The following is a 26317-nucleotide window of genomic DNA, read 5'->3' as shown; positions in this document are numbered from 1 at the left end:
GTGGTTTGCGGTGGAAGGGTTGGTGGTCAAGGCAATCAATGGGACCTTTCAAAGTTCGACTGCGGATAGATCGCATGATGATCATCATATTTTGGTGCAAACAAGAACACCGAAAGAAGTCGGTGATCAAGTCCTCAATAGGCTGATTTGAGAATTTTCCACTTCATTCCAGTTTTAATATGATGATCATCATAATTTAAACCCAAAAAAATGGAAGCTATTTTTTCGACTCTTCGCCACTGGAGCGGGCGTACTTGAAAGCAGCTTTGCTGAGCCTTCCAGCCAGCGAAGGATCGTCTACGGCGCGCGCCAGGGAAACGGCTCCCACCATGGTGGCAACCAGAAAAAGTGCTCGCTCGTGGGCTTCTGGTGTTCCCCAGGTGGGCAACTGTCGTGCGATCACATCCACCATTTCTTTCATTCGCCGGGTGGCTGCACGCCGCACCTCGGGGGCTTGGCGGGCCAGCTCCGAACTGAGGGCTGCCATAGGGCAACCAACATCCGGATTGTTGATATGCTGTTCCGACAAATAGGCCCCCAACATGGCCTCCAGCGCTTGATCGGCTGGAACCGACGCAGCTGCAGACTCGGCGAGCCCAACGGTTTCTGCGCCCGCTCTGTCTGTGGCTTCCGCAAGCATCGCCTCCCGAGAAGGGAAGTGGGAATAGAAGCCACCATGCGTGAGGCCTGCGTCCTTCATGATGTCCGCAACGCCCGCTCCGCTGAATCCATTGCGCCTGATGGCACGCGCCGCCGCCGCCACGATGCGCTCATGGCTTAGCTCTTTGCGTGATGGGGCTGCGTTCTTCATGCCCTCACTGTATCACGAATTATGATGACCATCATAATTTTTATCCGCCAAAGGCTTTTCCAAGTCGCAGGCTCTTGAGGACAAGAGATGCTCATGGCGCCGCGACGTGAAGAAAAGATACGACGAAGTGGCTTGGGCTCAGGCGTCTTGGGGGTCGTGGCACGCCACGCAGAGCTTGTTCCCATCCGGATCTCGGAAATACGCGCCGTAGTAGTTGGCGTGGTACTGCGGCCTCAGGCCAGGTGGCCCTTCACAATGCCCGCCGTTTGCCAGGGCCGCAGCGTGCACTGCATCCACCTGCGCGCGGGTGCTGGCAGCAAAGGCGGTCATCTGGCCGTTGCCCGGTGCGTGTTCGCCTTCAAAAGGACGACCGATGATAAAAAGAGGGCGCGGGTTGGGGTGGCTTTGCCATCCGGCCCAAGGGTGGGCGGTATCCACAAAACGCGGCGCGATGCCCAGCGCTGCCATCACGGGCTGGTAGAACGCCAGCGCGCGGTCGAAGTCGGTGACGCCGATGAAGATGTGCGAGAACATGGTGCGGTCCTGGGGCGGTGCTCTGCGCGGTTGCGCAGTGAGAATCTGACGGTCTGAGCTCTGCCATCGTTGTGGCTGCCTGACTGACTATGCGCTGCCGTAGAGCATAGACACTTTCTCCTTCTGTGCTTGTGATGAAATTTGTAGAAGCAGGGTGGTTGGTAGCGCGACCGAGGGGTGAACTGCGAAGTGCTTGCAGAAGTGCATCACTTCCTCCAATGAGTCGTTTTCATGCCAAGAGGTGAGGACAAAGCTCTCTTCCGGTATTTCTTCAAAAGCAAACTGCTCAATGTTTGCCCAGTCCACCGAGTCATCCCAAGAGCTGCAATCAAGACCCCAGGCCATCATGTACAGGCAGCCGGACCGCACCAACCAGTCGCTCACTGCTTTCTGCCAAACAGTAGTCACTTCTGACTCGATCATGACCAGTACCCGAAAGCGCTCTAGCGAAAGTGGAGGTAATTCGGAACCGGGTGTGAGATGCAGATAAACGACTTCTGGCGTGAATGCTGGCGTCGGGCACATGCAACGTTTACCAGGGTTGTAGCGTTGGCGATCAGGGCGCCAGCCGCTCACGCATCCATTCGCCGCCATCCTGCCGGTACCGCAACCGGTCATGTAACCGGCTTTTGCGCCCCTGCCAGAATTCCCACTGATCAGGCTTGAGGCGATACCCACCCCAGTGCGGCGGGCGGGGCGGCTTCAGCATGAACTGCGCGCCGTACTTGGCGGCGTTGGCTACCAGCACGCCCCGGCCAGAAATGACCTGGCTTTGCGGACTGGCCCAGGCGCCGATGCGGGAATCCAGCGGGCGGCTGGCAAAGTATTCGTCGCTTTCTTCGTCACTGACCTTTTCCACCACGCCCTCGATGCGCACCACACGTTCCAGCTCTACCCAGTGGAACTGCAGGGCTGCGTAGGGGTTACCAGCAATCTGGCGGCCCTTGCGGCTGTCGTAGTTGGTAAACCAGACGATGCCACGCTCGTCATAGCCCTTGATCAGCACGATGCGGGTGCTGGGGCGCAGGTCGCTGCCCACGGTGGCCAGGGTCATGGCGTTGGGCTCGGGCACTTCGGCACTGATGGCTTCTTTGAGCCACTGGTCAAACTGCTGCAGGGGGGCGGCGTGCGAGGCGTCTTCGTTGAGTTCGGCGCGCTCGTAGCTCTTGCGAAGGTCGGCGATGGAGGTGGTCATGGGCCAATTGTGCATGCGAGGGCAGGACGGTTGCCAGCCACGGCGGGCACGCTCTAAAGAGGGCGACGGCCGGGCGGGATCTGGGTAACGTGGGGTCTTCGGTGGCCCCGGTTGTCGTCGAATAACTATTCGCTTATATTGCCCCCCGATGAAGCCCAAAGACGACGAAAAGCAGCGCGCCATTGCCCAGGCCACCTTCGAGCTGGTGGCCCAGACGGGCCTGAGCGGCCTGACCCTGGCCGATATCGCCCGCGCGGCGGGCATTGCCACCAGCACGCTGTATGTGTACTACCCGTCCAAGGATGAACTCATCAGCCAGCTTTACCAGGATGCCAAGACGGTCACGGCAGCCCGCATCATGGAGGGCATCGCGCCCGGCATGCCCTACCGCGCCCGCGTGCGGCGCGCCTGGGGCAACTTGCTGCGCCACCGGCTGGACCAGTATGCCGAGGTGGTGTTCCAGGAGCAGTACTACAACTCGCCCTGGTTCACCGAGGGCAACCGCGAATTCTCGACCCGTTTGATGGCCGGTTTTTTTGCGTTGATGGAAGAAGGCCAGCAGCAAGAGATCCTGAAGGCAGTGCCCATCCCGCTGCTCACGGCCAGTCTGGTGGGATCGGTGCGAGAGACGGGCAACCTGATCCGCACCAAGGTGCTGCCCGATGAGGAGGCCGTGCACCAGATGGCTTTTGGGCTGTGCTGGGACGCACTGAAGGCCTGAGCAGGAGATTGCGATGAATTTGTCTACCTGAGGTTGATCTTTTAATCGAATTTATATTCTCTTAAAAATGCCACTCACCACGCTCCAACCGTTTCATGGCCGATGGCGTCGCTGACACCATCCCGCTCTGTTCAACCGCCTCCCACCGCACAACAACACCTTCCCGACGGAGAACCCCACGATGCCCACCCTCAACATCAATGGCAAAGATACGGCTGTGGATGCCGATGAATCCACCCCCATCCTCTGGGCCCTGCGCGACACACTGGGCATGACCGGCACCAAGTTTGGCTGTGGCCAGGCTCTGTGCGGGGCTTGCACGGTGCATCTGAACGGTGCGCCCATTCGTTCGTGCATCACGCCCATTTCGGCGGCGGCAGGCCAGAAGATCACCACCATCGAGGCGGTGACCACCAGTGACAAGGTGGGCAAGGCCGTGCACGCCGCCTGGGTCAAGCACGACGTGGCCCAGTGTGGCTACTGCCAAAGCGGCCAGATCATGAGCGCCACCGCACTGCTGCAGGGCAAGAAAAAACCCACCGACGCCGACATTGACGCTGCCATGGCGGGCAATGTGTGCCGCTGCGGCACCTACGTGCGCATCCGCGCGGCCATCCATGACGCTGCCAAGACTCTGGCCTAAGAACACCGAGCAGGAGAACACTATGCATTTCGACGCTCAAACCGCCCGCGCCCACATGCCAAAAGGCCTGGTAGCGCTTATGAATCAGGCGCAAGGCGCTATCAATACAGAAGCAGACGCAGCCTCCCACGAAGGCGTGGCGCGCCGCACGTTCCTCAAGGTGTCTGCGGCATCCGGTTTTGCGCTGGGTGCGTTTCCGCTGGTGGCCAGCGCGCAGGGCGTCGGGGCAGCGGCCGCAGGCCTCAAGCCGTTCGAGCAGCCTTCAGCCTTTGTCCGCATCGACGCCGATGGCACGGTCACCGTCACCATCAACCGCCTGGACTTTGGCCAGGGCGTGCAGACCGGCCTGCCCATGATCCTGGCCGAAGAGCTGGATGCCGACTGGAGCAAGGTGCGCAGCGTGCACGGCGATGCCAACCAGGCCTATGCCGACCCGATGATGGGCATGCACCTCACGGGTGGCTCCAACTCCATCAAAAACTCCTACACCCAGTACCGCGAACTGGGCGCGCGCACCCGAGCCATGTTGGTCTCGGCCGCTGCCGCGCAGTGGGGCGTGGATGCCTCGGCACTGCGCACCAGCAACGGCTTCGTTGTCGGCCCCGGGGGCAAGAAGCTGGGCTACGGCGCACTGGCCGAAGCGGCCATGAAGCAGCCCGTGCCTGAAAAGGTCACCTTGAAGGACCCCAAGCAGTTCCGTCTTATCGGCAAGCCCACGGGCCGGCTCGACGCCAAGGCCAAGTCGAGCGGCCAGCAGGACTACGGCATTGACGTGCGCCTGCCCGGCATGCTCACGGCCGTGGTGGCGCGCCCACCCGTGTTCGGCGCCAAGCTGAAGTCGCTGGACGACAGTGCCGCCAAAGCCATCAAGGGCGTGAAGGCCGTGCTGCGCGTGCCCACCGACCGGGGCGGCGAGGGCGTGGCCATCGTGGCCGATGGTTACTGGCCCGCCAAGCAGGGCCGTGATGCGCTGAAGGTGGAATGGGACACCAGCGCGGTGGGCAAGCCCGACACCACGGCACTGCTGGCGCAGTACCGCGAGCTGGCCACCAAGCCCGGCAACGTGGCCATGCAGGCCGACATGGCGCAGCTGGCTGGCGCTGCGCACAAGATCAGCGCCGAGTTCGTCTTCCCCTACCTGGCGCACGCCCCCATGGAGCCGCTCAACTGCACGGTGAAGCTCGATGGTGACAAGGCCGAACTCTGGATGGGCACCCAGATGCCCGGCCTGGACGCCATGGCCGCCGCCAAGACGCTGGGCCTGCAGCCGCAAAACGTGAAGGTGAACACCCAGATGGCCGGTGGCGGCTTTGGCCGCCGTGCCATCCCCACCAGTGACTACGTGGTGGAGGCCTGCGGCGTGGCCAAGGCAGCGCGCACGGCGGGCATCACCGCGCCGGTGCGCACGCTGTGGAGCCGCGAAGACGACATCAAGGGCGGCTACTACCGCCCCATGCACGTGCACCGCGCCGAGATCGGGTTCGACGCACAAGGCAAGATCCTGGCGTGGGACCACACCATCGTCGGCCAATCCATCACCAAGGGCTCGCCGTTCGAGGCCTTCATGGTCAAGAACGGCATTGATGCCACGGCCGTGGAGGGCATGAAGGAGCCGTACAACGTGCCCATGAAACTGTCGGTGCACCACCCTGATGTGAATGTGCCGGTGCTGTGGTGGCGCAGCGTGGGCTCCACCCACACGGCCTACGTGATGGAAACCCTCATCGACGAAGTGGCGCGCACCACCAAGCAAGACCCTGTGGCCTACCGTATGGCCCTGATGGGCGACAAACACCCGCGTCACAAGGCCGCATTGCAACTGGCCGTGGCCCAGTCGGGCTATGGCAAGAAGAAGCTGGCTGCTGGCCGCGCCTGGGGCGTGGCGGTGCACGAGTCGTTCGAGTCGGTGGTGGCCTATGTGGTCGAGGCGTCCGTCAAGGACGGCACACCCAAGCTGCACAGCATCACGGCCGGCGTGCATTGCAATCTGGTGGTCAACCCCAAAAGCGTGGAAGCCCAGGTGCAGGGCGCGGCTCTGATGGGCCTGTCGATGTGCCTGCCCGGCGGCGCCATCACGCTGAAGGATGGCGTAGTGGAGCAGAGCAATTTTGGCGACTTTGCCGTGCCGCGCATCACCGACATGCCCCAGGTGACGGTGCACATTGTGCCGAGCGCTGATCCACCGAAGGGCATGGGCGAGCCTGGGTTGCCTCCGCTGGCACCTGCGTTTGCGAATGCCATTGCCCAACTAACGGGCAAAACGCCACGCGAGCTGCCGTTCAAGCTGGCTTGAGTGCGGCGTGCATCTGGGGTGCGGGCGCTTCACCCCCAGGTGCTGTTGATGCAGCGGCCATCTTGACCAGCTCCAGAAACGCCCGCAGGGTGGCCGTGGGCTGCCTGCGGCTGGGGTAGTACAGGTAGAAGCCCGGGATGGGTGGGCACCAGTCGTCCAGCACGCTCACCAGCGCGCCGCTGGCCAGGGCCTCGCGGGCGTAGGGTTCGTACAGGTACGCAAACCCCACGCCCGCCAAGGCCGCCTGCAGGATGAGCGGCATGTCGCCCACGGTCAGGCGGCCTTGCACATCCACCGCGATCTTTTCGCCGGCCTTTTCAAACTCCCACGCATAGCGCGCTCCGCTCGGAAAGCGGATGCGCACGCAGGGCATCTGCATCAGATCGCGCGGATTGCGCGGCGCACCCACCCCCGCGATCAGGGCAGGGGACGCCACCACCATCAGCTGCTGCTGCGGCCCCAATGGCAGGGCCACCATGTCCTGCTGCAGGCGTTCTCCGTAGCGGACGCCTGCGTCAAAGCCACCTTCGACAATGTCGACCAACCCGTCGTCCAGCACCAACTCGACCTCGGCCTGCGGGTGCTGCGCCAGAAACTGTGCAACCAGCGGTCCCAGCACCAAATCGCCCGCCGAGCGCGGTGCATTGATGCGCAGCAGGCCCTGCGGGGTGTCGCGAAACACGTTGATGCCGTCGATGGCCGCAGCAATATCCTGCAAGGCGGGCCCGACACGATCGAGCAACTGGCGCCCGGCTGGCGTCAGCGCCACGCTGCGCGTAGTGCGGCTGAACATGCGAACACCCAGCCGCTCCTCCAGCGAACGCACGGCATGGCTGATGGCCGAGGCCGACAGGCCCAGCTCTTGCGCGGCGGCCCGAAAGCTCAGGTGGCGCGCGATGGTGCTCAGGAGTTTGAGATCTGCAAGGTCCAGGCTCATTGTTGAAATCAGTTCATTGATGTGTGCATTTTCAGGCCATTTATATATTCCATTTTCAACAATAAGCTTCCCGCTGATTTGCTACACCACAGGAGAGAACATGCAAAACAGCGAGTGGAATCTGGCCGGAAAAACTTATCTGGTGAGCGGAGCGTCTTCGGGCATTGGTGCCGAAACCGCCGTGGCGCTTGGGCGCCACAAAGCCAATGTGGTGCTGGCCGCGCGCCGCACGGCCGAATGCGAAGCGGTGGCCGAGCGGGTGCGTGCCGCCGGTGGACAGGCCTGGGTGATGGCCCTGGATGTGACCGATGAGGCCAGCGTACAGCGCAGTGTCGAGGCCACAGTGCAGCACTTTGGCCGCCTGGACGGCGCCTTCAACAACGCAGGCGCCCTGGGGGTCGCAGGCCCTTTGCACACACTGAATGCAGCGGATGTGCAGGCGGTGTTGCAGGCCAACACGTTGGGCATCTTCTATGCAATGAAGCACCAGATTGCCGCGATGCTGAAGACGGGTGGCGGCGCCATCGTGAACAACCTGTCCATCTCGTCCCAGGTGGGGTTCAATGGCATCAGCGCCTATACCGCCAGCAAACACGCGGCCCTGGGCCTCACGCGCAATGCGGCGATGGAGTATTTTCAGCAAGGCATCCGCGTGAACGCCGTTAGTCCGGGGCCCACCGTCACTCCCATGGCACTGGCCGCCTTTGGCAACGAGGATGCGATGCGCAACACACTGCAAGCCTCGGTGTCGGGCCGCCCTGCAGCCCCGGCCGAGATGGCGGGGCCGGTGCTGTTTTTGCTGTCGGATGCAGCCAGCTTTGTGAGCGGGCACAACCTGGTGGTGGATGGCGGGTATACGCTGGCTTGAGTCCCGTCGCAGTGCGGCGGACGGCCTAGAATCTCGCCCGCTGTGCGCCGCACGGTTCATTGTCCAACGCAGGTCCTATCTCCATGTCTCTCGATCCCTCGTCTCCCGTGGTCCTGGTGCTGGCCTCCGGCCGGGGCGATCGGTTTGTGGCATCGGGCGGGCAGGTGCACAAGCTGCGCGCATTGCTGGCGGGGGTACCGGTGCTGGAGCACACGCTGGCCGCCGTGCGCGCCAGTGGGCTGGCCTGGCACCTGGAGGATGTGGGCCATCCGGGCATGGGCGATTCGATTGCGGCGGCGGTGCGGGCCGCGTCCCAAGCGGCGGGCTGGCTGGTGTTGCCGGGAGATCTGCCTCTGGTGCGGCCTGACACCCTGCAAATGCTGGCACAGGCCGTGGCGAAGAGGGCGGTGACGGTACCGTTCTTTCACGGCGAGCGCGGCCACCCCGTGGGATTTGCTGCGCAGTGCTTGCCGGATCTGCTGGCCCTGTCGGGCGAGCAAGGTGCCGCCCGCGTGGTGCGCAAGTTTGCTCAGCAAGGGCAGGTGCAAAACCTGGCGGTGGAGGACGAGGGCACGGTGACGGACATTGACACCGTGCAGGATCTGGCGCGCGCCGAACGCCTCCTTGCCAGCCGTCCAACTGCTTGAGCTGCCAAAAAGCAAACCCGCGGGCCATCTCTGGCGGGCGGGTTGCGGGGGAGGGGCGGTTCAGGCCCAGGAGCCCGTAGCAGCCTCTTGTTTGTTACTTGGCGGCAATGACCGCACAGGCCAGACGGGGACCGGCGTTGCCGGTGGGCTGGGTCTTGTAGTCGTCCGGGTCGCGGTGCACGATGAGGCCCTTGCCGACGATGTCGTTGGCGGTGCTGCCCACGCGGATCGTGCGCGATTCAAAGTTGAACGTGGCCACACCGTTGGCATCGGCCTTGAGGCTGGGCAGATCGCCGGTGTGGTGGTCGCCCATGCCATGGTGGCCGTGCGACTTGCCGCCGGGGTTGAAGTGGCCGCCGGTGCTCATGCCGTCGCCGCTACTGCAGTCGCCTTTTTCATGCACATGAAAGCCGTGCTCGGCATTGGGCTTGAGGCCGGTGATGGAGCCAGACACCTTCACCACGTCGCCCGACTGCACGAATGTGACCGTGCCAGCGGTGGTGTTGCCGCGCGTGGGTTCGAGTTTGGCGGTGGCGCTGGGCCCTGAGGTATAGGCTGCACAGCCCGCCAAGGCCAGCGCCGTAACGGATGACAGGACAAAAGCGAAACGGATCTTCATGACTCAACTCCTTAGAACAATGAAACCACCCGGTATTTAACCTGGCACCGAGGCGCAGTCTCCCCGTCGGGCCCATGCGCGTCCAGCAAAGATGTGCACTATGCCTCTTTTTGGGCCAGCGCAATCAAACGGGCCAGGGCCCGGTCATGGATGCCGTGCCTGCGCAGCTCGTCATACGTGGCCTGGGCGTAGTCCCGCGTGGTGCCATAGCGCCCACAGGCCTGCTCAAAAATACGGCAGTACTCGTGGTCGGGCAGCTCGCCCGTGTGGTTGGGGCTTTTGCGCGACAGGGTGAAGGCCAGCGCGCGCACCGGGCCGTGCGGGGTGTGGCAGGTGAGCCAGCGCGGGTCGTACACGGCGGTGATCATCTCTCGCTGCCACAGGTTGATCATGACCTGCCGCGCATGCGCCTTGTCCACACGGAACACCATGCCCCGGCAACTGCCGCCCGACAACATGCCGAACACCAGGCCCGGGCATTCGGGCGTGCCCCGGTTGATGCGGCTCCACATCTTGAGTGCCCGGTGCCAGCCATGCACCTTGGCCGGGCGGCGCTCGGCATAGTCGAAGTCCGGGCGCCAGATGAGCGAGCCGTAGCCAAAGATCCACAGGTCTTCGTGACCACCCCATTCGTTCAGGGCGCGCTCCAGCATGGGGGCCGGATCTCGCAGCGGGGCGGGCAGTTTCGTCATGGGTTCACTCTACAATCGAAAGCTTTGCTTTAACGCTCTGGGGACTTGTGTTTACGGGTTTCGCTACGGCCCCAGCATCCATTCTTTTTCTTAATCACTGCAGGAATCTCCAATGTCTAGTTCTGACGACGATAGCCAACAACGTTTTGCCCTGGGTTTCCTGTTCGCACTCATTGCGCTGGTGATCTCGGTGGTGGTCGGCACCGTGGTGGTCAAGCGCGTGGGCGCTTCGGGTGCCGCCAAGCCTGCTGCAACGGCCGTTGCAAGCAGCGCGCCAACTGCAACAGCGGCCGCAGTCGCTGACGACGCCGCCAGCGTGCGGGTTGAAAACGGCGTGGTGAAGTTCTACTTTGCCACTGCCAAGGCCGAGCTGGCGGCTGGCGCCAACGAAGCCCTGGCCGACGTGGTCAAGGGTGTGGCCGAGGGCAAGAAGGCTGTGATCTCCGGCTTCCACGACGCCACGGGTGACGCAACCCTGAACGCCGAGTTGGCCAAGCAACGTGCCTTTGCAGTGCGCGATGCGCTCAAGGCCCTGGGCGTGGCGGAAGACAAGATCGAGCTGAAGAAGCCTGAAGAAACCACCGCCACCGGCAGCAATGCCGAAGCGCGCCGCGTGGAAGTGGCACTGGGCGCTTGATGCCTGCGTAGCGACCTGCAGCGGGTCGCTCCATAAAAAAACCCGGCAGTGCCGGGTTTTTTATTGAGTCAAATTTGCCTCTAGCGCTTATCTATCATGCGCTAGTAGCTATACATTTGATAGTGCTGGTTAACGCAAGCCTGCGCCACCAGCCCCCTCGGTGCGCTGGATCAATTCAATCTTGTAGCTGATTGCTGCTATCTTCTTCATTTTTGAAAGCCATATAAATCAATAACTTATTTATTCCATAGAGGCTGAGAGACGCCTCGGAAGTACCAGAAGACGCCACAAAATGGCGGCTGAAACTCGATCAGATCATGCGATGATCCATCTCGTTGACACGATGGAGATGTGGAATGGCAAAACCCAGACTGAAGCCATCCGGGAAGTGGGAAATAGGGCTGAGGCACCCATCGCTTCCGAACGGGCGCAAGTACTTCACCTTCGACACCGAGGCTGAGGCCATTGCCTACGGGCAGCAGTGGAAGCTGATGAAGCACGCGGACATCCAGCCTCCGGCAGAGCTGACCACCCCCGCGTCCCCTGGCGACGGTGTGCGCTTGGTGCGCATTCTTGGTGAGTGGTCGGACAGTGGCTTCGCGGCCCCTTCGCAAATTCTCACGCTCTCGACGCTGACGCGCGAGGTGGGTTCGGTGCGGTTCTTGGACGCCAATTACAAATGGCTGACCGGCTATCTCCGTTCCCTGAAGGTGGAGAAGAACCTGTCCCCTTCATCCATCAAGCACCGCATTCAGGCGCTGAGCCGGGCCATTGACGAGTACCTGCGGCACAACGTGAGCGTCAAGATCAGCAACCCGGTGAAGCTGCTGCCCAAGGGCTACTCGACTTACACCGACGTCGATGCTCAGATGGCAAAAGCCAAGGGAGGCAAGGTGAAAGTGAACGTGGCGCGCGACAGGCGCCTGTTGCCAGGAGAGCACGAGAAGATCGTGGCGGTGCTGTCGGGCTATGAGCGGCCGGATCGCTCGCGCGGTCTCGAACTCAAGGGCGGCGATGCGCTACTGACCTTGTACCTGCTGATCCTGAACACGGGCCTGCGGCTCAGGGAGGCCTACACCCTGACAAGAGGCCAGATTGACATGCAGAACAAGGTGATCCACGCCAAGGAGACCAAGCAGTGGCGTGGGAAGATTTCTTATCGGGATGTGCCGATGCGCCCCGAAGTGCACCAGGCATTGATCTCGTACTTTGCATCGCGGCCGCCGTTCGAACCCAATGCGCACATCTTCCCGTTTCTCCACGAAGAAGGGATCGAGGAAGGGAAGAAGGGCTTGGTGCGTACCAGTCAACGGCTGTCATTCCGTTTCAGGATTGCTTTCGAATACATGGACATCGTTGGCCTTCATGAACACGACCTGAGACACGAAGCGACGTGCCGATGGCTGGAGTTGAAAGACAAAGACGGGCGCGACATGTTCCGTCTGGAGGAGCTGAACAAGATCATGGGATGGAAGCCGGGTTCGGTGATGGCTCAACGATATGCCAGCTTCAGGGGAGTGGACCTTGCGCAAAGGCTTTGGCCGGCACCGGAAGCGGTGGCGGCGTCTGCCGCCGTGGCCTGATCGGTATGTCCAGGCGTGGGACCGATTTTCGCGCGTTGATGTCCTGGCGCCGCTCTTCCGCCTCTTTCCGGGCGCGCTCTGCAATGTAGGCCAGCAGGTCGGCTTTCACGTAGATCCAGCCGCGACCGAATTTCATCCCCGGCAGCTCGCCGCTACGGGTCAGTTCCTCTATTCGCTGCTCGGTGCAGTGAAGGAGTTCAGCGCACTGTTCTGCGTTGATCGTTTCGGCGGTCATGCTGCACCGCCTTTCTGATGTTGCTCGCAGCTCTCGCGCGCATCGAAAGTCACACAGCGTTTGTCCACCCGAGTCTCATCTTCGATTTGGCGGCGCACATCGTTTCCGCTATGACAGGTGACTACGCCGTCAGGCTTGATATGCCCCCACAGGGCTGGATTACACATGGAGTCCTCCCGACATGGCTGCCGTGGCCTCAAACGCTTCCACCATGTGGTTCAGTCATTCAATTGCCTCGCCAGCATCAGACGACTTGTCCGACGCTAATGGAGTCTTGCGTTTGGCACCCACTCGCCTGAATCCGCGGTCCCTGGCCATGAAAGCCTCCAGCATGTGCGGGATCAACATCGGCGCATCGACTGCCTCGCCATAGGTCTGTGCGTGCAGCGCGGCATAGCGATCCAGTTCAGCCTTCAAAGTGATCGAACACGAGAAGGTTAGCTTGACGCTTTCGCTCTTGGGCAGTGGCCCCAGGCGAAGTTGACGGCTTGTGCTCATCGAGGCGCTCCTCGGACGAAGAGCAAGGGCTGGTATGGACGCAGGACCAGGTCGCGATTCACGATGACACGCATGGGAAGTCCCGGCCGCGCGGTCAGTGTCGGCTGGATGTTCAGGTTGCGGCGGGTCACCTCCTGGCCGATCTGATTCACGCTGTCCTGTAGGCTGTCGCGGCCAGCGATCACGATGCGGTTGTCGTCCTGCCTGCTCTCTGGCGCGGCCAGCTCAGCGCCAATGCCGAGCAGAGAAGTCAGTGCGGCACCTGCGAACACCCGATCCCAGTGCCAGTCCACGCCGTCTTCGAGGCCGGCTCTACCAGCAGGGTCGGAGCCCACCAGGTTGTCCAGCGTCAGCGAGGACGTGTCGGGCAGGATGACCCGGTTCCACACCACTTGGACACGACTCTGACCAAAGCTCAACTGGCTGTTGTAGCGGCCAAGGATGCGCGAGCCCTGGGGAATCAACAGGTGCTTGCCGCTGGCAGTGTCGTACACCGGTTCGGTGACCGTGGCGATCACGTCGCCGGGTAGGTCGGACTGAATGCCGGTTACCAAGGCTCCGGCGATCACCGTGCCCGCCATCACCTGGTACGGCGAGGCGGGCAGTTGCAGAGATCCGGAATTGCGTGTTTCCGTGGAAACGGATTTCTGGAAAGACTCTTTCTGGTCTTGTCGGTTTTGTGCAGTCGTGGCGTAGGCACTGCCACCCTGCGCTGGCGTGGACGTCGGGCCAGCCGCCATCGGGTCGAAGCCCGCGAGACTGCTCGACGTCGCGCCGATAGTGCCAGGCGCTGCACCGGTTGGTGAAGCGGCGGCAGCGCGCTGCCCTCCACTGCGAAAGAACACCGACGCCGCAGCGGCCTGCTCAGCTTCCTTGCGCCGGGCATCGCGCTCTGATGCAGCCGGGTCATGTCCCGGTGGCGAATAGCTCGGCACAACTGGCTGTTGCGACTTGACGATCGCCGGACCCAGATCACCGGGCAAGGGCGGCCCAAGTTCGGGCACGGCAGCGGGTAGCGGCGGCGGCAGTTTCGAATAGTCGGCGGGCAACTTCCCAAGTCCTTCGGAGCGCGACACCCGATCCACGTTGAACAGTTCAGCGGGATCGTTCACCTCGCGGCGCGTCTTTGGCTGAAGGGACCACACAGTCGCACCCAGTACCCCCAAGGCCAGCAGGCCTGCCAGCAACGCGAGGCTGCGGCGATTCAGGCGGGTCACCGGTTGCGGCTGCGCCCGCAAGGCAACTGACTCAGGCGACACCTTGGCCGCTGCGGGTCGGCCGCTGGCGCCCGATGGGGTGGAGTCGTTCGTGGTCATGCTCAGTCCTTTCGAGTGGTGGGCGGGACACCGTCCGTGCGCTCAATACGGACCACGTCACCCTTGTCGGCGCCCAGCCGCAACTCGGCCGCGCCGAACAGGCGATCGACGATGTAGTAGGGCGACCGAAAGCGGTAGTTCACCAACTGGACATCACCTTGTGCACCGATGACGAACAGCGGCGGCAGCTCGCCCTGCGCGATGCCAGCCGGGAACTGGATGTAGACCTTCTCGCCATCGTCAAAGGCTCGCAGCGGCTTCCAGGGCGGCGTGCTGCCGCTGATCGCGTAGCGGAAACGGATGCGCTCCAGCGACAGCCCTGCGTCCACCGGCGCTGCGGTCTGGGCTGCATGGGCCTGCCGCTGTAAAGCCAGCATGCGGTCCTTGGGGTAGTCCCAGGACACCGATGCCATCCAGGCCTTTTCGGTGGAAGTCAGCTCGATCAGGTAGGTGCGGCGGTTGGTGGTGATGACCAGGTTGGTCTTCAGACCCGTGCGCACCGGCTTGACCAGCACGTTCACGCGCAGCGCGTCGCCCGAGCCGCTGGACGTGTCGCCCACGACCCAGCGCACCGTGTCGCCGGCCGCGACAGTGACCAGCTCTTCGCCCACCTGCAGCGAGATCACCGTCACGCGGCCCGGCGCGGCGTAGACTTGGTACAGCGCGCCGTCGGTATAGGGCCAGACCTGGATGGCGTTGACGTAGCCTTCCCGCGTGGGTGCCACCCGGGCTTCTGCGTTGGCACGCGACACCCGCAGCCGCTCGTCGGCCGGTTCGGGTGCTGTCGGTTTGTCCAGCGCCTCCGGCAACGGCTTCATCTGGGCGGGCATCGGCAGCACCTGCGGCACGGCGACCACTTCCACCGGCTGAGGTGGCTCGGGCAGCGGCTGGGCCATCACCGGCTCGTCCAGCGGGATCACGGGCGGCGGCACGCCCTGCGATGCACACCCTGCCAGGGCGGTCGCAAGGGCAAGGGAGACCACAACGTGGCGCGCATTGGTATTCAGGGTTTTCATGGCTTGGCTCCTTCGTTCGCATCCAGCTCGCGGCTCCAGGACAGGCCGTTGACGTAGATGCCCAGGGGGTTCTTGCGCAGGCGCTGCTCGGTGCGCGGCGTCTGCAGCACGGTGGAGACCACGGCGGTCCAGCGCTCGGTGCCGGACGGCGCGCCGTTCACGTAACGCTGTTCGGTCCAGCGCACGTTGAACGAGGCGTCACTGGCGCGGACCACGCTGGTGATCTGCACCGTCACCGACTCCTTGCCCACCCGCACGAACGGATCGTTGGTGCGGGCGTACTCGTTGAGCACGGCGGCTCCGCGGTGGGTCGTGTAGTCGTAGGCGTCCAACCAGTTCTGACGCACGACGATCGGGTCGATAGACAGCGAACGCACCAGCGTCACGAAGCGGGCGAGGTGGTGCGCAATCTGCGCATCGCCGGGACGGTAGGGCGAGGCGGCTTCGCCCACGGTTCGCACCTGGCCGGCCTGGTCCACCTCCACCACGTAGGGCGTGACGATGGACTGCGCAGAGCGCCAGACCAGGCCACCGGCCATCATCAGCGCCAGCGACAGGCAACCGAAGGCCATGAGACGCCAGTTCCGTGCCTGCACGCGGGCCGAGCCGATGCGTTCGTCCCAGGCCTGCGCGGCCGATTGGTAGGGGGTGGCAGGCTGCGGCGTGTCGGCGTAGCGCACCTGCGGTCGTTTGAATCGCATGCGGGGTTCTCCTCAAGAATCCGAATCACGAAGGCTGGGGCCACTGCCCGAGCCACCGCCATCGCCCGCGCGCAGGGTGTGCGCGGCCGTCGTGGCGGCGTGCCCGATCTGCTGGCGCCGGCGCATGCGCTGCGCCCAGGCCGGCTCGTTGGCGGATGCCGAGGTGGATGTGCTCGACGTGGCTGATTCGGCACCCGATGCAGCAGCAGGCGCAGCGGCCTCCGCCACAAAACCCGACACCTTGTCTTTCACGGCCTGGGCGTTGTCGGCCAGCTTCTGACCCACGGCGCTGGCCCCCATGCGAGCCACATTGGCCATGCCCGCGCCAGCGGCGCGCAGCGGCCCGCCCGAGGACGCGGCAGCGCCTGCCTCGTAGGCCGACCTCGCACCTGCCGCAAGGCCGCTGGCCGATCTTGCCGCCGATGCGCCACCGCCAATCGCGGCGCGTGCCGCGCCCGGTGCCATGCGCGCACCGGCGGCCACGGCCGCACCGGCACCGGCCACGGCAGCGCCTCCTGCAACCGCCAGACCCGTGGCACCCAGCGCGGTGCCAGCCGCCGCACCCGCACCCAGTTGCGGCGCGCCGGACACCAGGCCGGTCGCGATACCGGGTCCGAAGATGCCCAGCCCGAGCAGCGACAGCGAGGCCAGCATCACCACCAGCGCGTGGTCGATGGAGGGCTCGGTCGGTGCTGTGTGGAACTGCGAGAACAGACCCGTGCCGATGCCCACGATCACCGCAAGCACCAGCACCTTGATGCCTGAGGACACCACGTTGCCCAGCACCTTCTCGGCCAGGAAGGTGGTCTTGTTCCACAAGGCAAAGGGCACCAGAACGAAGCCCGCCAACGTGGTTAGCTTGAACTCGATCAGCGTCACGAAGAGCTGCACGGCCAGCACGAAAAAGCTCACGATCACCGTGATCCAGGCCAGGAACAGCACCAAGATGGGGGCGATGTTGATGAACACCTCCGGGAAGCCCGAGAGGTCGCTGATCTGCTGCAGGATGGGCGCCGCCGCATCGATGCCGGCCTTGGCCAGATGACCGGGCTGCAGGAAGGTGGCCAGGCTCATGCCCGATCCACTGGCCTGCAGGCCCAACCCGGCAAACGAGCGGAACACAATGCCCGACAGGCTGTTGAAGTTGCCGATGATGTAGGCGAAAGCGCCGACATAGAGCACCTTGCGCAGCAACCGGGCCAGCACGTCCTCGCCCTGGCCGGTGGCGTGGCCCATGGCCCAGAACAGGCCGGCCAGGGTCATGTCGATGGCCACCAGTGTGGCAGTGAGGAAGGCGACCTCGCCGTTCAGCAACCCGAAGCCCGAGTCGATGTAGGTGGAGAAGGTGTTCAGGAAGCGGTCGATGACGGCGACGTCGTCCATGGCAGAGTCTCCGGTGCTTCAGTGGCCGTAGAAGCTCACGCCCTGCGGCGTGTAACCCGTGCCGCTGCCGATGAAGCGGCGCGTCACCTCGCGGCCACGTTCGATGGCCGCAGCCTGCCGCGCGAGCTCCAGCGAGGCGGCGCGGTCCTGCGTCAGCATCAGCTGCTGCGACTGGATGGACTGCTTGGCCTGCAGGGCCAGCAGCTGGTTGGTCGCCTGCATGGCCTGCAGCGCACCGGTGGCCGACTGGCTCTGGCTCACCAGGTCGGCCAGCACACCTTCGTCCAGGCTCAGGTTCTGTGACACCTGGGCCTGCATCTGCATGGCGGTCTGCAGACCGTTGAGTGTGTTCTTCCAACGCTGGTGCGCGTCCTGGAACATCTGATTGCCGCTCACGGTGGCGGCGTACTGCTCAGGGTAAAGGCGGGCGAACTCGGTGTTGAGGTGCGACACCTGGTAGGCCAGACCCTGGGCCTGAGCGATCAGTTGACGGGTCGTGTCCAGCGTCGAACGCAGGCGGTTGACCACGTTGAACGGCAGGCTGGCCAGGTTGCGCGCCTGGTTGATCAGCATCTGCGCCTCGTTCTGCAACTGGCGGATCTGGTTGTTGATCTGCTCCAGCGTGCGCGCGGCCGTCATGGTGTTCTGCACCAGGTTGACCGGGTCCAGCACGATGTCACCCACGCCGAACAAAGCGTGCGCGGGTTGCGTGGCGCCCAAGGTCAGCGCGGCAGCGGTGGCCAGCGCGACGAGGCGGGGTTTGAAAGAGCGGAAAGAATGAAGAGGTGCACGAAGGCTCATGGCGTTTCTCCTGAAGATCGGGCATGCCCGGGGTGGTGATGGGGGTGTTGGTGGAAGAGATCGACGGCCCAGTCCAGGCCACGGCAGCGCAGCCAGGCCGGGGCGAAGCCCCCGGGTGGACACGCGGCCAGCACCTCGTCGATCAGCCTCTGGTCCTGCGGCGAGGAGGCTCCGGCAAAGGCCAGGGCCACGGCGCGCAGGTCCAGATCGAACAGGCGATTGCCCAGCCGGGACTGGTAGTAGTAGTCGCGCTTGGGCACTGCAGTGGCCACGATCTCGATCTGCCGGCGGTTCAGGCCGAAGGCCTCGTAGATCGAACGCACCTGCGGCTCGGTGGCCTGCGGGTTGGGCAGGAAGATGCGGCTCGCGCAGCTCTCCACGATGGCCGGCGCGATGCTGGAACCCTGGATGTCGGCCAGACTCTGTGTGGCGAATAGCACCGACACGTTCTTTTTGCGCAGTGTCTTGAGCCACTGGCGGATGCGCGCCGAGAACACCGGGTCGTCCAGGAACAGCCACGACTCGTCCAGCATCAGCAGGGTGGGTGCGCCGTCGAAGCGGGCCTCGAAGCGTGCGAACAGGTAGCCGAGCACGGCCATCACCGCCGCGCGGCTGCCCATCAGCTCTTCCATCTCGAAGCACTGCACGTCGGCCGTACCCAGCCGGTCGTGGTCGGCGTCCAGCAGCTTGCCGTGGGCGCCGCCCAGCACGTAGGGCGCGAGCGCCTGGCGCAGCGCGTTGGACTGCAGCAGCACCGACAGGCCGGTGAGTGTGCGCTGATCGCGGGGTGCGCCGGCCAGGCTGCCCAGCGCGGACCAGATCGCTGCCTTCTCGTCCGGTCCCACAGCCACGCCTTCGTGTACCAGACGGCCTTCGACCCACTCGGCGGCCCAGCTGCGGTAGCCCTCCTGGTCGATGCCGGCCAGCGGCTGGAAGGCGATGTCGCCGTCGTGGCCCAGGTCGTAGTGCTCGCCGCCCAGACCCAGTACCGTGGCTCGCATCGAGCGGCCCATGTCGAACGCGAAGATGCGCGAGCCGGGGTAGCGCCGGAACTGTAGGGCCAGCAAGGCCAGCAGCACCGACTTGCCCATGCCCGTCGGCCCCACCACCAGCGTGTGGCCGACGTCGCCCACGTGGGTCACCAGCCGGAAGGGCGTTGAGCCCTCGGTGCGGGTCACGACCAGCGGCGGGCCGTCCAGGTGCCGGTTGCGCTCCGGCCCGGCCCACACGGCCGAGACCGGCATCAGGTGCGCCAGGTTCAGCGTGGAGACGATGGGCTGGCGCACGTTGGCATACGCATTGCCGGGGATCGACGACAGCCAGGCTTCCACGGCGTTCAGCGTCTCTGGGATGGTGACAAAGCCACGGCCCTGGATCACGCGCTCCGCCATACGCAGCTTCTCATCGGCAGCGGTGGCGTCGCCATCGAGCACCGTGAGCGTGGCGGTCACGAAGCCGAAGGCCACCTGGTCGCTGCCCAGTTCCTGCAGGGCCGCGTCGGCATCGGCGGCCTTGTTGCCTGCGTCGGTGTCCACCAGCGGCGACTCTTGCTGGAACAGCGTCTCGCGAAGCAGGGCGATCACGTTCTTGCGCTTGGCGAACCACTGGCGGCGCAGGCGGCCCAGCTCCTTCTCAGCCTCGGCCTTGTCCATGCACAGAAAGCGCGTGGACCAGCGGTAGGCGAAGCCGAGCCGGTTCAAGTCGTCCAGCACGCCGGGCCAGGTGGATGTGGGAAACCCCCGCACCGTGGTCACGCGCAGGTGCGCATCCCCCAGCATCGGCGCCAGGCCGCCCAGCAGCGGGGCATCGGCCAGCAGCGCGTCGAGGTGGAACGGCACCTCGGGTACGGCCACCGGGTAGGCGCGCGGCGACACCGTAGCGTGCAGGTAGCCCAGCGTGTCGGCGTCCTGCAGCCAAGCGATTTCGGGCATGACGCCGTCGAGCAGGTCGAACACCCGGTCGGTTTCGGCGATGAAGGCACCCAGGCGCTCACGCCAGTCCACACCCGTGCTGGCACGGTTTTCGTAGAGCAGGTTGGCGGCCCGAGCGTGCGACTCCTCAGGCGGCAGGTACTGCAGCGTGAAGTGGTAACGGCTCTCGAAGTGGCTGGCCGATTCCTCGAATGCGGCGCGCCGCTCCTCGTCCACCAGCCAGGACAGGGCTTCTGGAAACACCGAATGCGGGTAGTCGGCAGCCGGTCTGCGCTCGGCGTCCACGTACAGCGCCCAGCCCGAACCCAGACGGCGCAGCGCGTTGTTCAGGCGCGCGGTGGTGGCTACCAGTTCGCCCTCCGTGGCGCTGTCCAGGTCCGGCCCCCGAAAGCGCGCGGTGCGCTGGAACGAGCCGTCCTTGTTCAGCACCACACCGGGTGCCACTAGTCCAGCCCATGGGAGCCAATCGGCCAGTAGGGCGGGGCGTTGCCGGTACTCGCTGAGGTTGAGCATGGTGTCTTCCTCACACGTCCAGCAACGGCTTGTGCTTGATGTGCCGGGCAAACACCGCCATGAACTGCGGATCGAGCCGAGCGCCCCAGACCGCCAGCGAGTGGCCCACGATCCACAGCACGATCCCCGGAATCCACAACTGCAGGCCCAGGCCCACGGCGGCGGCCAGCGTGCCGTTGGCGATGGCCACGGTGCGCGGTGCGCCACCCATCAGGATGGGCTCGGTGAGCGACCGGTGCAGCGGGATCTCGAAGCCGCTGGCGAGGCTGACGTGCTCGGTAGCGCCGCTCATACCAGGGCCCCGCCCGAGAAGCTGAAGAAGCTCAGGAAGAAGGACGAGGCCGCGAAGGCGATCGACAGGCCGAACACGATCTGGATCAGCTTGCGAAAGCCACCCGAGGTGTCACCAAAGGCCAGGGCCAGGCCGGTGGCAATGATGATGATCACGGCCACGATGCGGGCCACAGGACCCTGTATCGAGTCCAGGATGGATTGCAGCGGGCCCTCCCAGGGCATGCTGGAACCGGCCGCCTTGGCCGTGCCGGCCAGACTCAGCATGACGGCAGCGGAAAGCAGGCCCTGACCGGCAGGCTGGATCAGTCGGCGGATGCGCTGCAGGCCGGCCACGCCGGTGGACGGGAGCCGTTGGGAGACGGATTGGGTCAGCAGATCGGCAAGGCGGCGCAGGGAAAGCGAAGGGCTCATGGAAGTTCTCCAGGCAGGGTTGAGGAAGTGGAGTCCGCCGCAGGAGGCGGGGAGGGAGGATGCGCAAGTGGCGGTGGCGCTGGCAACTCCGGGAAGGACGCATCCAACGCTCCGAGGTGGTAGCCCGTGCTGTCGTGTCCAGTGACGCGAGCAATCGTTTCGATGCGGCGCTTGCGGCCACGACCGGCGATGTAGATCACCACGTTGACCGCTTCGGCGATCAGCGCCCTTGGCGGATTCACCGCCACCTCCAGGATCAGCTGCTCCAGCCGCAGCAGCGCACCGAGGGCAGACCCGGCGTGGATGGTGGCGATGCCACCGGGGTGCCCGGTTCCCCAGACCTTGACCAGGTCCAGCGCTTCGCCGCCACGCACCTCACCCACCACCACGCGGTCGGGGCGCAGCCGCATCGTGGCGCGCACGAGTTCGGCCATGGACACGGTGCCCGCGCGCGTACGCAGCGGAACGTGGTCCCGAGCGGAGCATTGCAGCTCGATGGTGTCTTCGAGCACCAGCACCCGGTCGCCCGTGGTGGCGATCTCGGCCAGCAGCGCGTTGGCCAGCGTGGTCTTGCCGGTGCTGGTGCCGCCAGCGATCAGGATGTTTTGACGCTCGTGCACGGCCAGGCGCAGATAGTCTGCCTGCTCTGCCGTCATCATCCCGTCGTCCACGTAGCGGTCGAGTGGAATCACGCCCACGGCGCGCTTGCGCAGGGCGAAGGCGGGGCCCGGCGCAGCTGGGGGCAGCACCCCCTCGAAGCGCTCACCCGTTTCGGGCAGCTCAGCCGTCAGCAGTGGCTGGCCCCGGTGTACCTCGGCACCGACATGGGCAGCCACCAGACGGATGATGCGTTCCCCATCGGCCGCCGACAAGGTCACGCCCGTCGGCGCCCGCCCGGTGGAGAGCCGGTCCAGCCACAGCGAACCATCCGGGTTGAGCAGCACCTCGACCACGTCCGGGTCTTCCAGCGCGGCTTCGATCATTGGCCCCATGGCCGTGCGCAGCATGCGGACACGGCGGTCAAGCCTGGTCCTTTCGGGGCTGGGTGGTGCGGCCGTCATACCGTCGATCCTTCGTCGGCTTGCCCGGAACTCACCGGGTCCACGGTCATGCCTGCTGCATCGTCCAGCTGCCGGTTCAGGTCCTGTTCCTGCGGGTGAAGCTCCTCAATCACATTGCGCACCAGGCTGCGGCCACGCAGCAGGTGGCGGCCCAGTTGTTCGACGAACTGCTCGAAGCGGGCCTTGCCCTGCGCACGGGCCGCCTCCTGGTGTCCCTCGGGCACCGGCGTGCTAACGGTCAGGTAATAGCGGATGAACAGCGCCAGCGTCTCGATCTCGATGTTCTGATCGCGCTCCAGCCGCTCGAACTGGCGGGAGAGTCGGTCCAGCCGCTTGGCGATGGCCGCCTCGCGCTGGTCGCCTGAATCAGGCGATAGCCAAGAGGCGAGCGCTGCCGCGACGATGGACGACTTGGAAACGCCCTTCTTGGCCGCCACCTCTTCGAGGCGTCGCGCATGCTCAGGCGGAATGAACAGGTTCAGGCGGTACTGGCTCATAGCGTGATGCCGTCGTCGGGGTCGAGTGCGGCCAGGCGCGCCGTGCGCTGCATGGCCGGATCGATCTGGCGGGGAAGGGGCAGGGGGGCGTCGTCGTCATCGAGCAGCGCCAGGTCATTGGTCAGTGCGTCGAGCGCGAGGCTGTGCGTCGCAATCTCCGTCAGCTCTGGCTGCAGGCGGGGACCGCCTTCGTCGGCATCCATGCCAGTCAGGAAGGCTGGGTTAGATGCAGAGGGGGCCAACGGCGCAACCAGCCCGCTCCAGTCGTCCGCCCGCACCGGTGGCACATCGGGGTAGGGGCCAGCAGTCAAGACGGGCGACGGCAACACGCGGCGCTTGAAGTTCGAGTCGGCGTAGTAGCGCAGCTTGCGGGCCTTGACTGGCGGCACGCTGGAGACCATCACCACCGCTTCGTCGGGTGGCAACTGCATCACCTCTCCAGGCGTCAGCAGCGGGCGCGCCGTCTCTTGCCGCGAGACCATCAGGTGCCCCAGCCACGGCGCCAGCCGGTGGCCGGCGTAGTTGCGCTGGGCACGCAGTTCAGTGGCGGTGCCCAGCGTTTCGGAAATGCGCTTGGCCGTGCGTTCGTCGTTGGTGGCGAAGGTCACACGCACATGGCAGTTGTCCAGAATCGAATGGTTCTGGCCGTAGGCTTTGTCGATCTGGTTCAGGCTCTGCGCGATCAGGAAGCTGCGGATGCCATAGCCCGCCATGAAGGCGAGTGCCGTCTCGAAGAAGTCCAGCCGGCCCAGCGCCGGGAACTCGTCGAGCATCAGCAGCAGCTTGTGCCGCCGTGCGATGCCGTCAGAGCCATCCAGCGACTCCGTCAGGCGTCGCCCCACCTGATTCAGGATCAGCCGGATCAGCGGTTTGGTGCGGCTGATGTCCGACGGCGGAACCACCAGGTACAGCGACACCGGGTGCTCGGTCGAGATCAGGTCGGCGATGCGCCAGTCGCAACGCGAGGTCACCTCGGCCACCGTCGGGTCGCGGTACAACCCCAGGAAGCTCATGGCCGTGGACAGCACGCCCGAGCGCTCGTTCTCGCTCTTGTTGAGAACCTCACGTGCGGCGGAAGCGACCACGGGGTGCGGTCCACCGCCTTGCTCGCGCGCCAGATGAGGGGTGCTCATCATCCTGTGCAGCGTCACCTCGAAAGGGCAGGCCGGGTCGGACAAGAAGTTGGCCACCCCCCGCAGCGTCTTGTCCTCGCCCGCATAGAGCACATGCAGGATGGCGCCGACCAGCAGGGCGTGCGAGGTCTTCTCCCAGTGGTTGCGCCGCTCCAGGGCGCCCTCGGGATCCACCAGGATGTCGGCGATGTTCTGCACGTCGCGCACCTCGTGCACGCCGCGCCGCACCTCCAGCAGCGGGTTGTAGGCGGCAGATCGCGCATCAGTGGGGTTGAACAGCAGGCAGTGCGAGAAGCACGTGCGCCAGCCGGCCGTCAGCTGCCAGTTCTCGCCCTTGATGTCGTGGATGACGGCTGACCCGGGCCACGACAACAGCGTGGGCACGACCAAGCCCACGCCCTTGCCCGAGCGGGTGGGCGCAAACGCCAGCACGTGCTCGGGGCCGTCGTGGCGCAGGTACTGTTCGCCATGCCGGCCGAGGAAGACGCCGGCTGGTCGATTCAGGCCCGCTTGGCGAACATCGTCAGCTGTGGCCCAGCGCGCTGTGCCGTAGGTGGTGACCAGCCGCGATTGCCGCGAGCGCCACACCGACAGGCCCACCGCCACGCCTACCGAGACGAGGCCACTGCCACCCGCAATCGCACCACCCACATCGAAGACATCCGGCGCGTAGGCATCGAAGAAGAACCACCACTCGAACAGGCGCCAGGGGTGGTACACCGGGTTGTCGAAAGCCAGGAACCACGGCGCGCCCAGGCGCGCCTGGTGACCCAGCGCAGCGGCTGTCCACTGGGTCGCACCCCACACGCCGACCACGACGACGCCGAGCACCGCCGCGATCTGCCCGTAGAGAACCCCCTGATGGCTTGCGCCCTGAGCCTGCACCTTGACCTCCTGTCCCGTGGCCCGCAATGCGGGGTCATGTGTGCGGCACAAAGGCATGCCGCAGGCGTCAGGATGAAAGCGGTCTATAGGTGGGTCAAAGTCCCAAATCGGCAGGCTTGCCGCATGGTCAGCATCAATGCGTGTGTCAGTGTGCCGCGGCGTTCTGACGCAGCCTATGGCGAAGCGCGGCGCAGTGAGCCAATACTCGAAACGAGCCGCACTGAGCGTGGCGGCAAGCGCAGATTCAGAACTTTGGCGATTCGTTGGTAGGGTTGTAGGGCACCTTGCCGTCCCCGAAGAACCGCTTCTTTGTGGCCTCGGCCACGCGGTCGCATAGCTCGTCGCCCAGCTTTGCGCGCTCGGTTTTGCACTGCTCGCGCAACTGCTTCAAGCGGTCAGGATCGGCCGCCAGAGACTCCACCGTTTCGGTGGGCTGTGACTTGCCGCATGCGGACAACATCAATGCGGCCGAAACAGCGCCGACCGCAGCCACCCATCTGGAACACTTCTTCATTTGCTACTCCCTGGTGATGTGTCCAGAGCTTCGTCCGCCGCGCGACCCGGCGCCGACACGAGGGCTCTTTCCACAAAACGTTGCAAGGTTTCCGACGGCTCGCCAATGCGCCTGATCAGGTAGGTGGTCAGCATCGGCGTACGCCCAGCCAACGGCCGTGTGACGATCTCAGGGTGGTTGCTGGTCGAAACGTGTGCTTCTGTCGAGAAGCCCAGTCCGTAGCCAGCGGCCACCAACGTGACCATCAGGTCGTGGCTGGCCACCTGCTCGGCTACGATTGGTTCAAGGTCTGTCGCGCGCAGCACGCGGGCTACCTGGCGGCTGCAGCCCTCGCAGGCGCCCGGGTCGCAAAGTACCAGCGGGTAGCGGAGAACTTCTTCCAGTGGCAGCTTCTTGTGAACCAGCAAGGGGTGGCGTGAGGGCACAGCCACCACCATAGGGTCGTTCCACGCCGGTACAGCAAACAGCACCTCGCCGACCTCCGACGACTGAGCGAATCCTGCATCGTACAAATCGCATTCGAGCCCCTTGATCTGCTGCGCCACCGGAACCTCGTAGAGCCGTATTTCCGTATCCGGTTCCTCCTCTCTGCAACGTGACAGGAGAGTCGTGAGATGGGCCTGCGAAATGCTGCCTGATACGGCAATTCGCAATTGTCTTTGGTAGCCTGCGGACACAGCACGCACACTGTCGCGCGCCTGGGTCAGCGCGGCGAACACGCGTGGCACGTGCTCCATGAACGTCTGGCCAGCACGGGTCAGGCGCGTGCCGCGCGTGTTGCGGTCGAAGAGACGGACCCCCAGCTCTTCTTCTAGCTCCTTGATCGCCCTCGAAAGTGGCGATTGCTCAATGTGTAGCTTCTCAGCTGCTCTGGCGAAGTGCAGTTCCTGAGCGACCGCCAAGAAGCACCGAAGGTGCCTCAGTTCCATTGCGTTCCCTGAATGTTTT

The 26317-nt window shown here is 64.6% G+C and carries 29 protein-coding genes; 7 read left to right on the top strand and 22 right to left on the bottom strand.

Features of this window, described 5'->3' with window-relative positions:
• Positions 1-217 precede the first annotated feature (217 nt).
• The 4 genes from ACODS0_RS16270 to pdxH all read right to left on the bottom strand — a co-directional run bounded on the left by ACODS0_RS16270 (position 218) and on the right by pdxH (position 2555).
• Positions 218-811, bottom strand: coding sequence for a TetR/AcrR family transcriptional regulator (locus ACODS0_RS16270; protein WP_487255020.1), 594 nt, complete (start codon positions 809-811; stop codon positions 218-220).
• Between the two features lie 138 nt (positions 812-949).
• Positions 950-1345: a VOC family protein gene (locus ACODS0_RS16265; RefSeq protein ID WP_488836006.1), complete on the bottom strand. Its 396-nt coding sequence runs from the start codon at positions 1343-1345 to the stop codon at positions 950-952.
• Between the two features lie 87 nt (positions 1346-1432).
• Entirely contained in the window at positions 1433-1870 is a 438-nt protein-coding gene (locus ACODS0_RS16260; protein ID WP_488836005.1) for a DUF7684 family protein, read from the bottom strand.
• Positions 1871-1901: 31 nt separating this feature from the next.
• The gene (gene pdxH / locus ACODS0_RS16255; protein WP_488836004.1) at positions 1902-2555 is read right to left on the bottom strand and encodes a pyridoxamine 5'-phosphate oxidase; all 654 of its coding nucleotides are present in this window, start codon (positions 2553-2555) and stop codon (positions 1902-1904) included.
• Between the two features lie 133 nt (positions 2556-2688).
• Here pdxH and ACODS0_RS16250 point away from each other — a divergent pair, with 133 nt between their 5' ends.
• From ACODS0_RS16250 to ACODS0_RS16240, 3 genes are all read left to right on the top strand, one after another.
• Positions 2689-3261, top strand: a complete 573-nt coding sequence (locus ACODS0_RS16250) for a TetR/AcrR family transcriptional regulator (protein WP_218295020.1) — start codon at positions 2689-2691, stop codon at positions 3259-3261.
• Between the two features lie 181 nt (positions 3262-3442).
• Positions 3443-3904 carry a (2Fe-2S)-binding protein gene (locus tag ACODS0_RS16245; protein ID WP_488836003.1) on the top strand — a complete coding sequence of 154 codons (462 nt, stop codon included), beginning with the start codon at positions 3443-3445 and terminating at the stop codon, positions 3902-3904.
• 22 nt (positions 3905-3926) lie between these two features.
• Positions 3927-6197 carry a xanthine dehydrogenase family protein molybdopterin-binding subunit gene (locus tag ACODS0_RS16240; protein ID WP_488836002.1) on the top strand — a complete coding sequence of 757 codons (2271 nt, stop codon included), beginning with the start codon at positions 3927-3929 and terminating at the stop codon, positions 6195-6197.
• Here ACODS0_RS16240 and ACODS0_RS16235 read toward each other — a convergent pair.
• The gene (locus tag ACODS0_RS16235) at positions 6184-7134 is read right to left on the bottom strand and encodes a LysR family transcriptional regulator (protein WP_488836001.1); all 951 of its coding nucleotides are present in this window, start codon (positions 7132-7134) and stop codon (positions 6184-6186) included. The two genes, ACODS0_RS16240 and ACODS0_RS16235, sit on opposite strands and share 14 nt — an antisense overlap.
• A gap of 100 nt (positions 7135-7234) precedes the next feature.
• Here ACODS0_RS16235 and ACODS0_RS16230 point away from each other — a divergent pair, with 100 nt between their 5' ends.
• Together ACODS0_RS16230 and ACODS0_RS16225 are read left to right on the top strand one after the other, a co-directional pair.
• Positions 7235-8002, top strand: coding sequence for an SDR family NAD(P)-dependent oxidoreductase (locus ACODS0_RS16230; protein WP_228895372.1), 768 nt, complete (start codon positions 7235-7237; stop codon positions 8000-8002).
• A gap of 83 nt (positions 8003-8085) precedes the next feature.
• Complete coding sequence (locus ACODS0_RS16225) at positions 8086-8649, top strand: nucleotidyltransferase family protein (protein WP_488836000.1); 564 nt, start codon at positions 8086-8088, stop codon at positions 8647-8649.
• A gap of 94 nt (positions 8650-8743) precedes the next feature.
• Here the strand turns inward: ACODS0_RS16225 and ACODS0_RS16220 are convergent, their stop codons facing one another.
• Entirely contained in the window at positions 8744-9268 is a 525-nt protein-coding gene (locus ACODS0_RS16220; RefSeq protein WP_488835999.1) for a superoxide dismutase family protein, read from the bottom strand.
• A gap of 98 nt (positions 9269-9366) precedes the next feature.
• A complete protein-coding gene (locus ACODS0_RS16215) occupies positions 9367-9960 on the bottom strand; it encodes a gamma-glutamylcyclotransferase (protein WP_488835998.1) in 594 nt (197 codons plus the stop codon).
• 112 nt (positions 9961-10072) lie between these two features.
• Here ACODS0_RS16215 and ACODS0_RS16210 point away from each other — a divergent pair, with 112 nt between their 5' ends.
• Together ACODS0_RS16210 and ACODS0_RS16205 are read left to right on the top strand one after the other, a co-directional pair.
• Positions 10073-10597 (top strand): OmpA family protein, encoded by a 525-nt coding sequence (locus ACODS0_RS16210; RefSeq protein WP_488835997.1) that lies wholly within the window; start codon positions 10073-10075, stop codon positions 10595-10597.
• 356 nt (positions 10598-10953) lie between these two features.
• Entirely contained in the window at positions 10954-12180 is a 1227-nt protein-coding gene (locus ACODS0_RS16205; RefSeq protein WP_488835996.1) for a tyrosine-type recombinase/integrase, read from the top strand.
• On the opposite strand, the gene ACODS0_RS16200 is transcribed toward ACODS0_RS16205, so the two are convergent.
• The 15 genes from ACODS0_RS16200 to ACODS0_RS16130 form a co-directional block, all read right to left on the bottom strand.
• Positions 12107-12415 (bottom strand): helix-turn-helix domain-containing protein, encoded by a 309-nt coding sequence (locus ACODS0_RS16200; protein ID WP_488835995.1) that lies wholly within the window; start codon positions 12413-12415, stop codon positions 12107-12109. The two genes, ACODS0_RS16205 and ACODS0_RS16200, sit on opposite strands and share 74 nt — an antisense overlap.
• Before the next feature lie 222 nt (positions 12416-12637).
• On the bottom strand, positions 12638-12913 hold the full coding sequence (locus ACODS0_RS16195) for a DUF2274 domain-containing protein (protein ID WP_488835994.1): 276 nt from the start codon (positions 12911-12913) through the stop codon (positions 12638-12640).
• Complete coding sequence (locus ACODS0_RS16190; RefSeq protein WP_488835993.1) at positions 12910-14229, bottom strand: TraB/TrbI/VirB10 family type IV secretion system protein; 1320 nt, start codon at positions 14227-14229, stop codon at positions 12910-12912. Before ACODS0_RS16190 ends, ACODS0_RS16195 begins: the two co-directional genes overlap by 4 nt.
• A gap of 2 nt (positions 14230-14231) precedes the next feature.
• A complete protein-coding gene (trbG, locus tag ACODS0_RS16185) occupies positions 14232-15245 on the bottom strand; it encodes a P-type conjugative transfer protein TrbG (RefSeq protein ID WP_488835992.1) in 1014 nt (337 codons plus the stop codon).
• Entirely contained in the window at positions 15242-15946 is a 705-nt protein-coding gene (trbF, locus tag ACODS0_RS16180) for a conjugal transfer protein TrbF (RefSeq protein ID WP_488835991.1), read from the bottom strand. The genes trbG and trbF overlap by 4 nt, the downstream gene beginning before the upstream one ends.
• A 12-nt stretch (positions 15947-15958) precedes the next feature.
• Complete coding sequence (gene trbL, locus ACODS0_RS16175; RefSeq protein WP_488835990.1) at positions 15959-17329, bottom strand: P-type conjugative transfer protein TrbL; 1371 nt, start codon at positions 17327-17329, stop codon at positions 15959-15961.
• Between the two features lie 18 nt (positions 17330-17347).
• A complete protein-coding gene (trbJ, locus tag ACODS0_RS16170; RefSeq protein WP_488835989.1) occupies positions 17348-18130 on the bottom strand; it encodes a P-type conjugative transfer protein TrbJ in 783 nt (260 codons plus the stop codon).
• The gene (gene trbE, locus ACODS0_RS16165) at positions 18127-20574 is read right to left on the bottom strand and encodes a conjugal transfer protein TrbE (protein ID WP_488835988.1); all 2448 of its coding nucleotides are present in this window, start codon (positions 20572-20574) and stop codon (positions 18127-18129) included. The genes trbJ and trbE overlap by 4 nt, the downstream gene beginning before the upstream one ends.
• Before the next feature lie 10 nt (positions 20575-20584).
• On the bottom strand, positions 20585-20866 hold the full coding sequence (locus ACODS0_RS16160) for a VirB3 family type IV secretion system protein (protein WP_488835987.1): 282 nt from the start codon (positions 20864-20866) through the stop codon (positions 20585-20587).
• Positions 20863-21279, bottom strand: a complete 417-nt coding sequence (locus ACODS0_RS16155; protein WP_488835986.1) for a TrbC/VirB2 family type IV secretion system protein — start codon at positions 21277-21279, stop codon at positions 20863-20865. Before ACODS0_RS16155 ends, ACODS0_RS16160 begins: the two co-directional genes overlap by 4 nt.
• Positions 21276-22340: a P-type conjugative transfer ATPase TrbB gene (gene trbB, locus ACODS0_RS16150; protein ID WP_488835985.1), complete on the bottom strand. Its 1065-nt coding sequence runs from the start codon at positions 22338-22340 to the stop codon at positions 21276-21278. Before trbB ends, ACODS0_RS16155 begins: the two co-directional genes overlap by 4 nt.
• Entirely contained in the window at positions 22337-22837 is a 501-nt protein-coding gene (locus ACODS0_RS16145; RefSeq protein WP_488835984.1) for a CopG family transcriptional regulator, read from the bottom strand. Before ACODS0_RS16145 ends, trbB begins: the two co-directional genes overlap by 4 nt.
• Positions 22834-24912 (bottom strand): conjugal transfer protein TraG, encoded by a 2079-nt coding sequence (locus ACODS0_RS16140; RefSeq protein ID WP_488835983.1) that lies wholly within the window; start codon positions 24910-24912, stop codon positions 22834-22836. Before ACODS0_RS16140 ends, ACODS0_RS16145 begins: the two co-directional genes overlap by 4 nt.
• A 187-nt stretch (positions 24913-25099) precedes the next feature.
• Positions 25100-25369, bottom strand: coding sequence for an EexN family lipoprotein (locus tag ACODS0_RS16135; protein WP_488835982.1), 270 nt, complete (start codon positions 25367-25369; stop codon positions 25100-25102).
• The gene (locus tag ACODS0_RS16130; RefSeq protein ID WP_488835981.1) at positions 25366-26298 is read right to left on the bottom strand and encodes a LysR family transcriptional regulator; all 933 of its coding nucleotides are present in this window, start codon (positions 26296-26298) and stop codon (positions 25366-25368) included. The genes ACODS0_RS16135 and ACODS0_RS16130 overlap by 4 nt, the downstream gene beginning before the upstream one ends.
• Positions 26299-26317 lie beyond the last annotated feature (19 nt).

The organism is Acidovorax sp. FG60, from assembly GCF_057808995.1.
The sequence above is the reverse complement of the archived record's forward strand: the minus strand, read 5'-3'. Positions and strand labels throughout refer to the sequence as shown.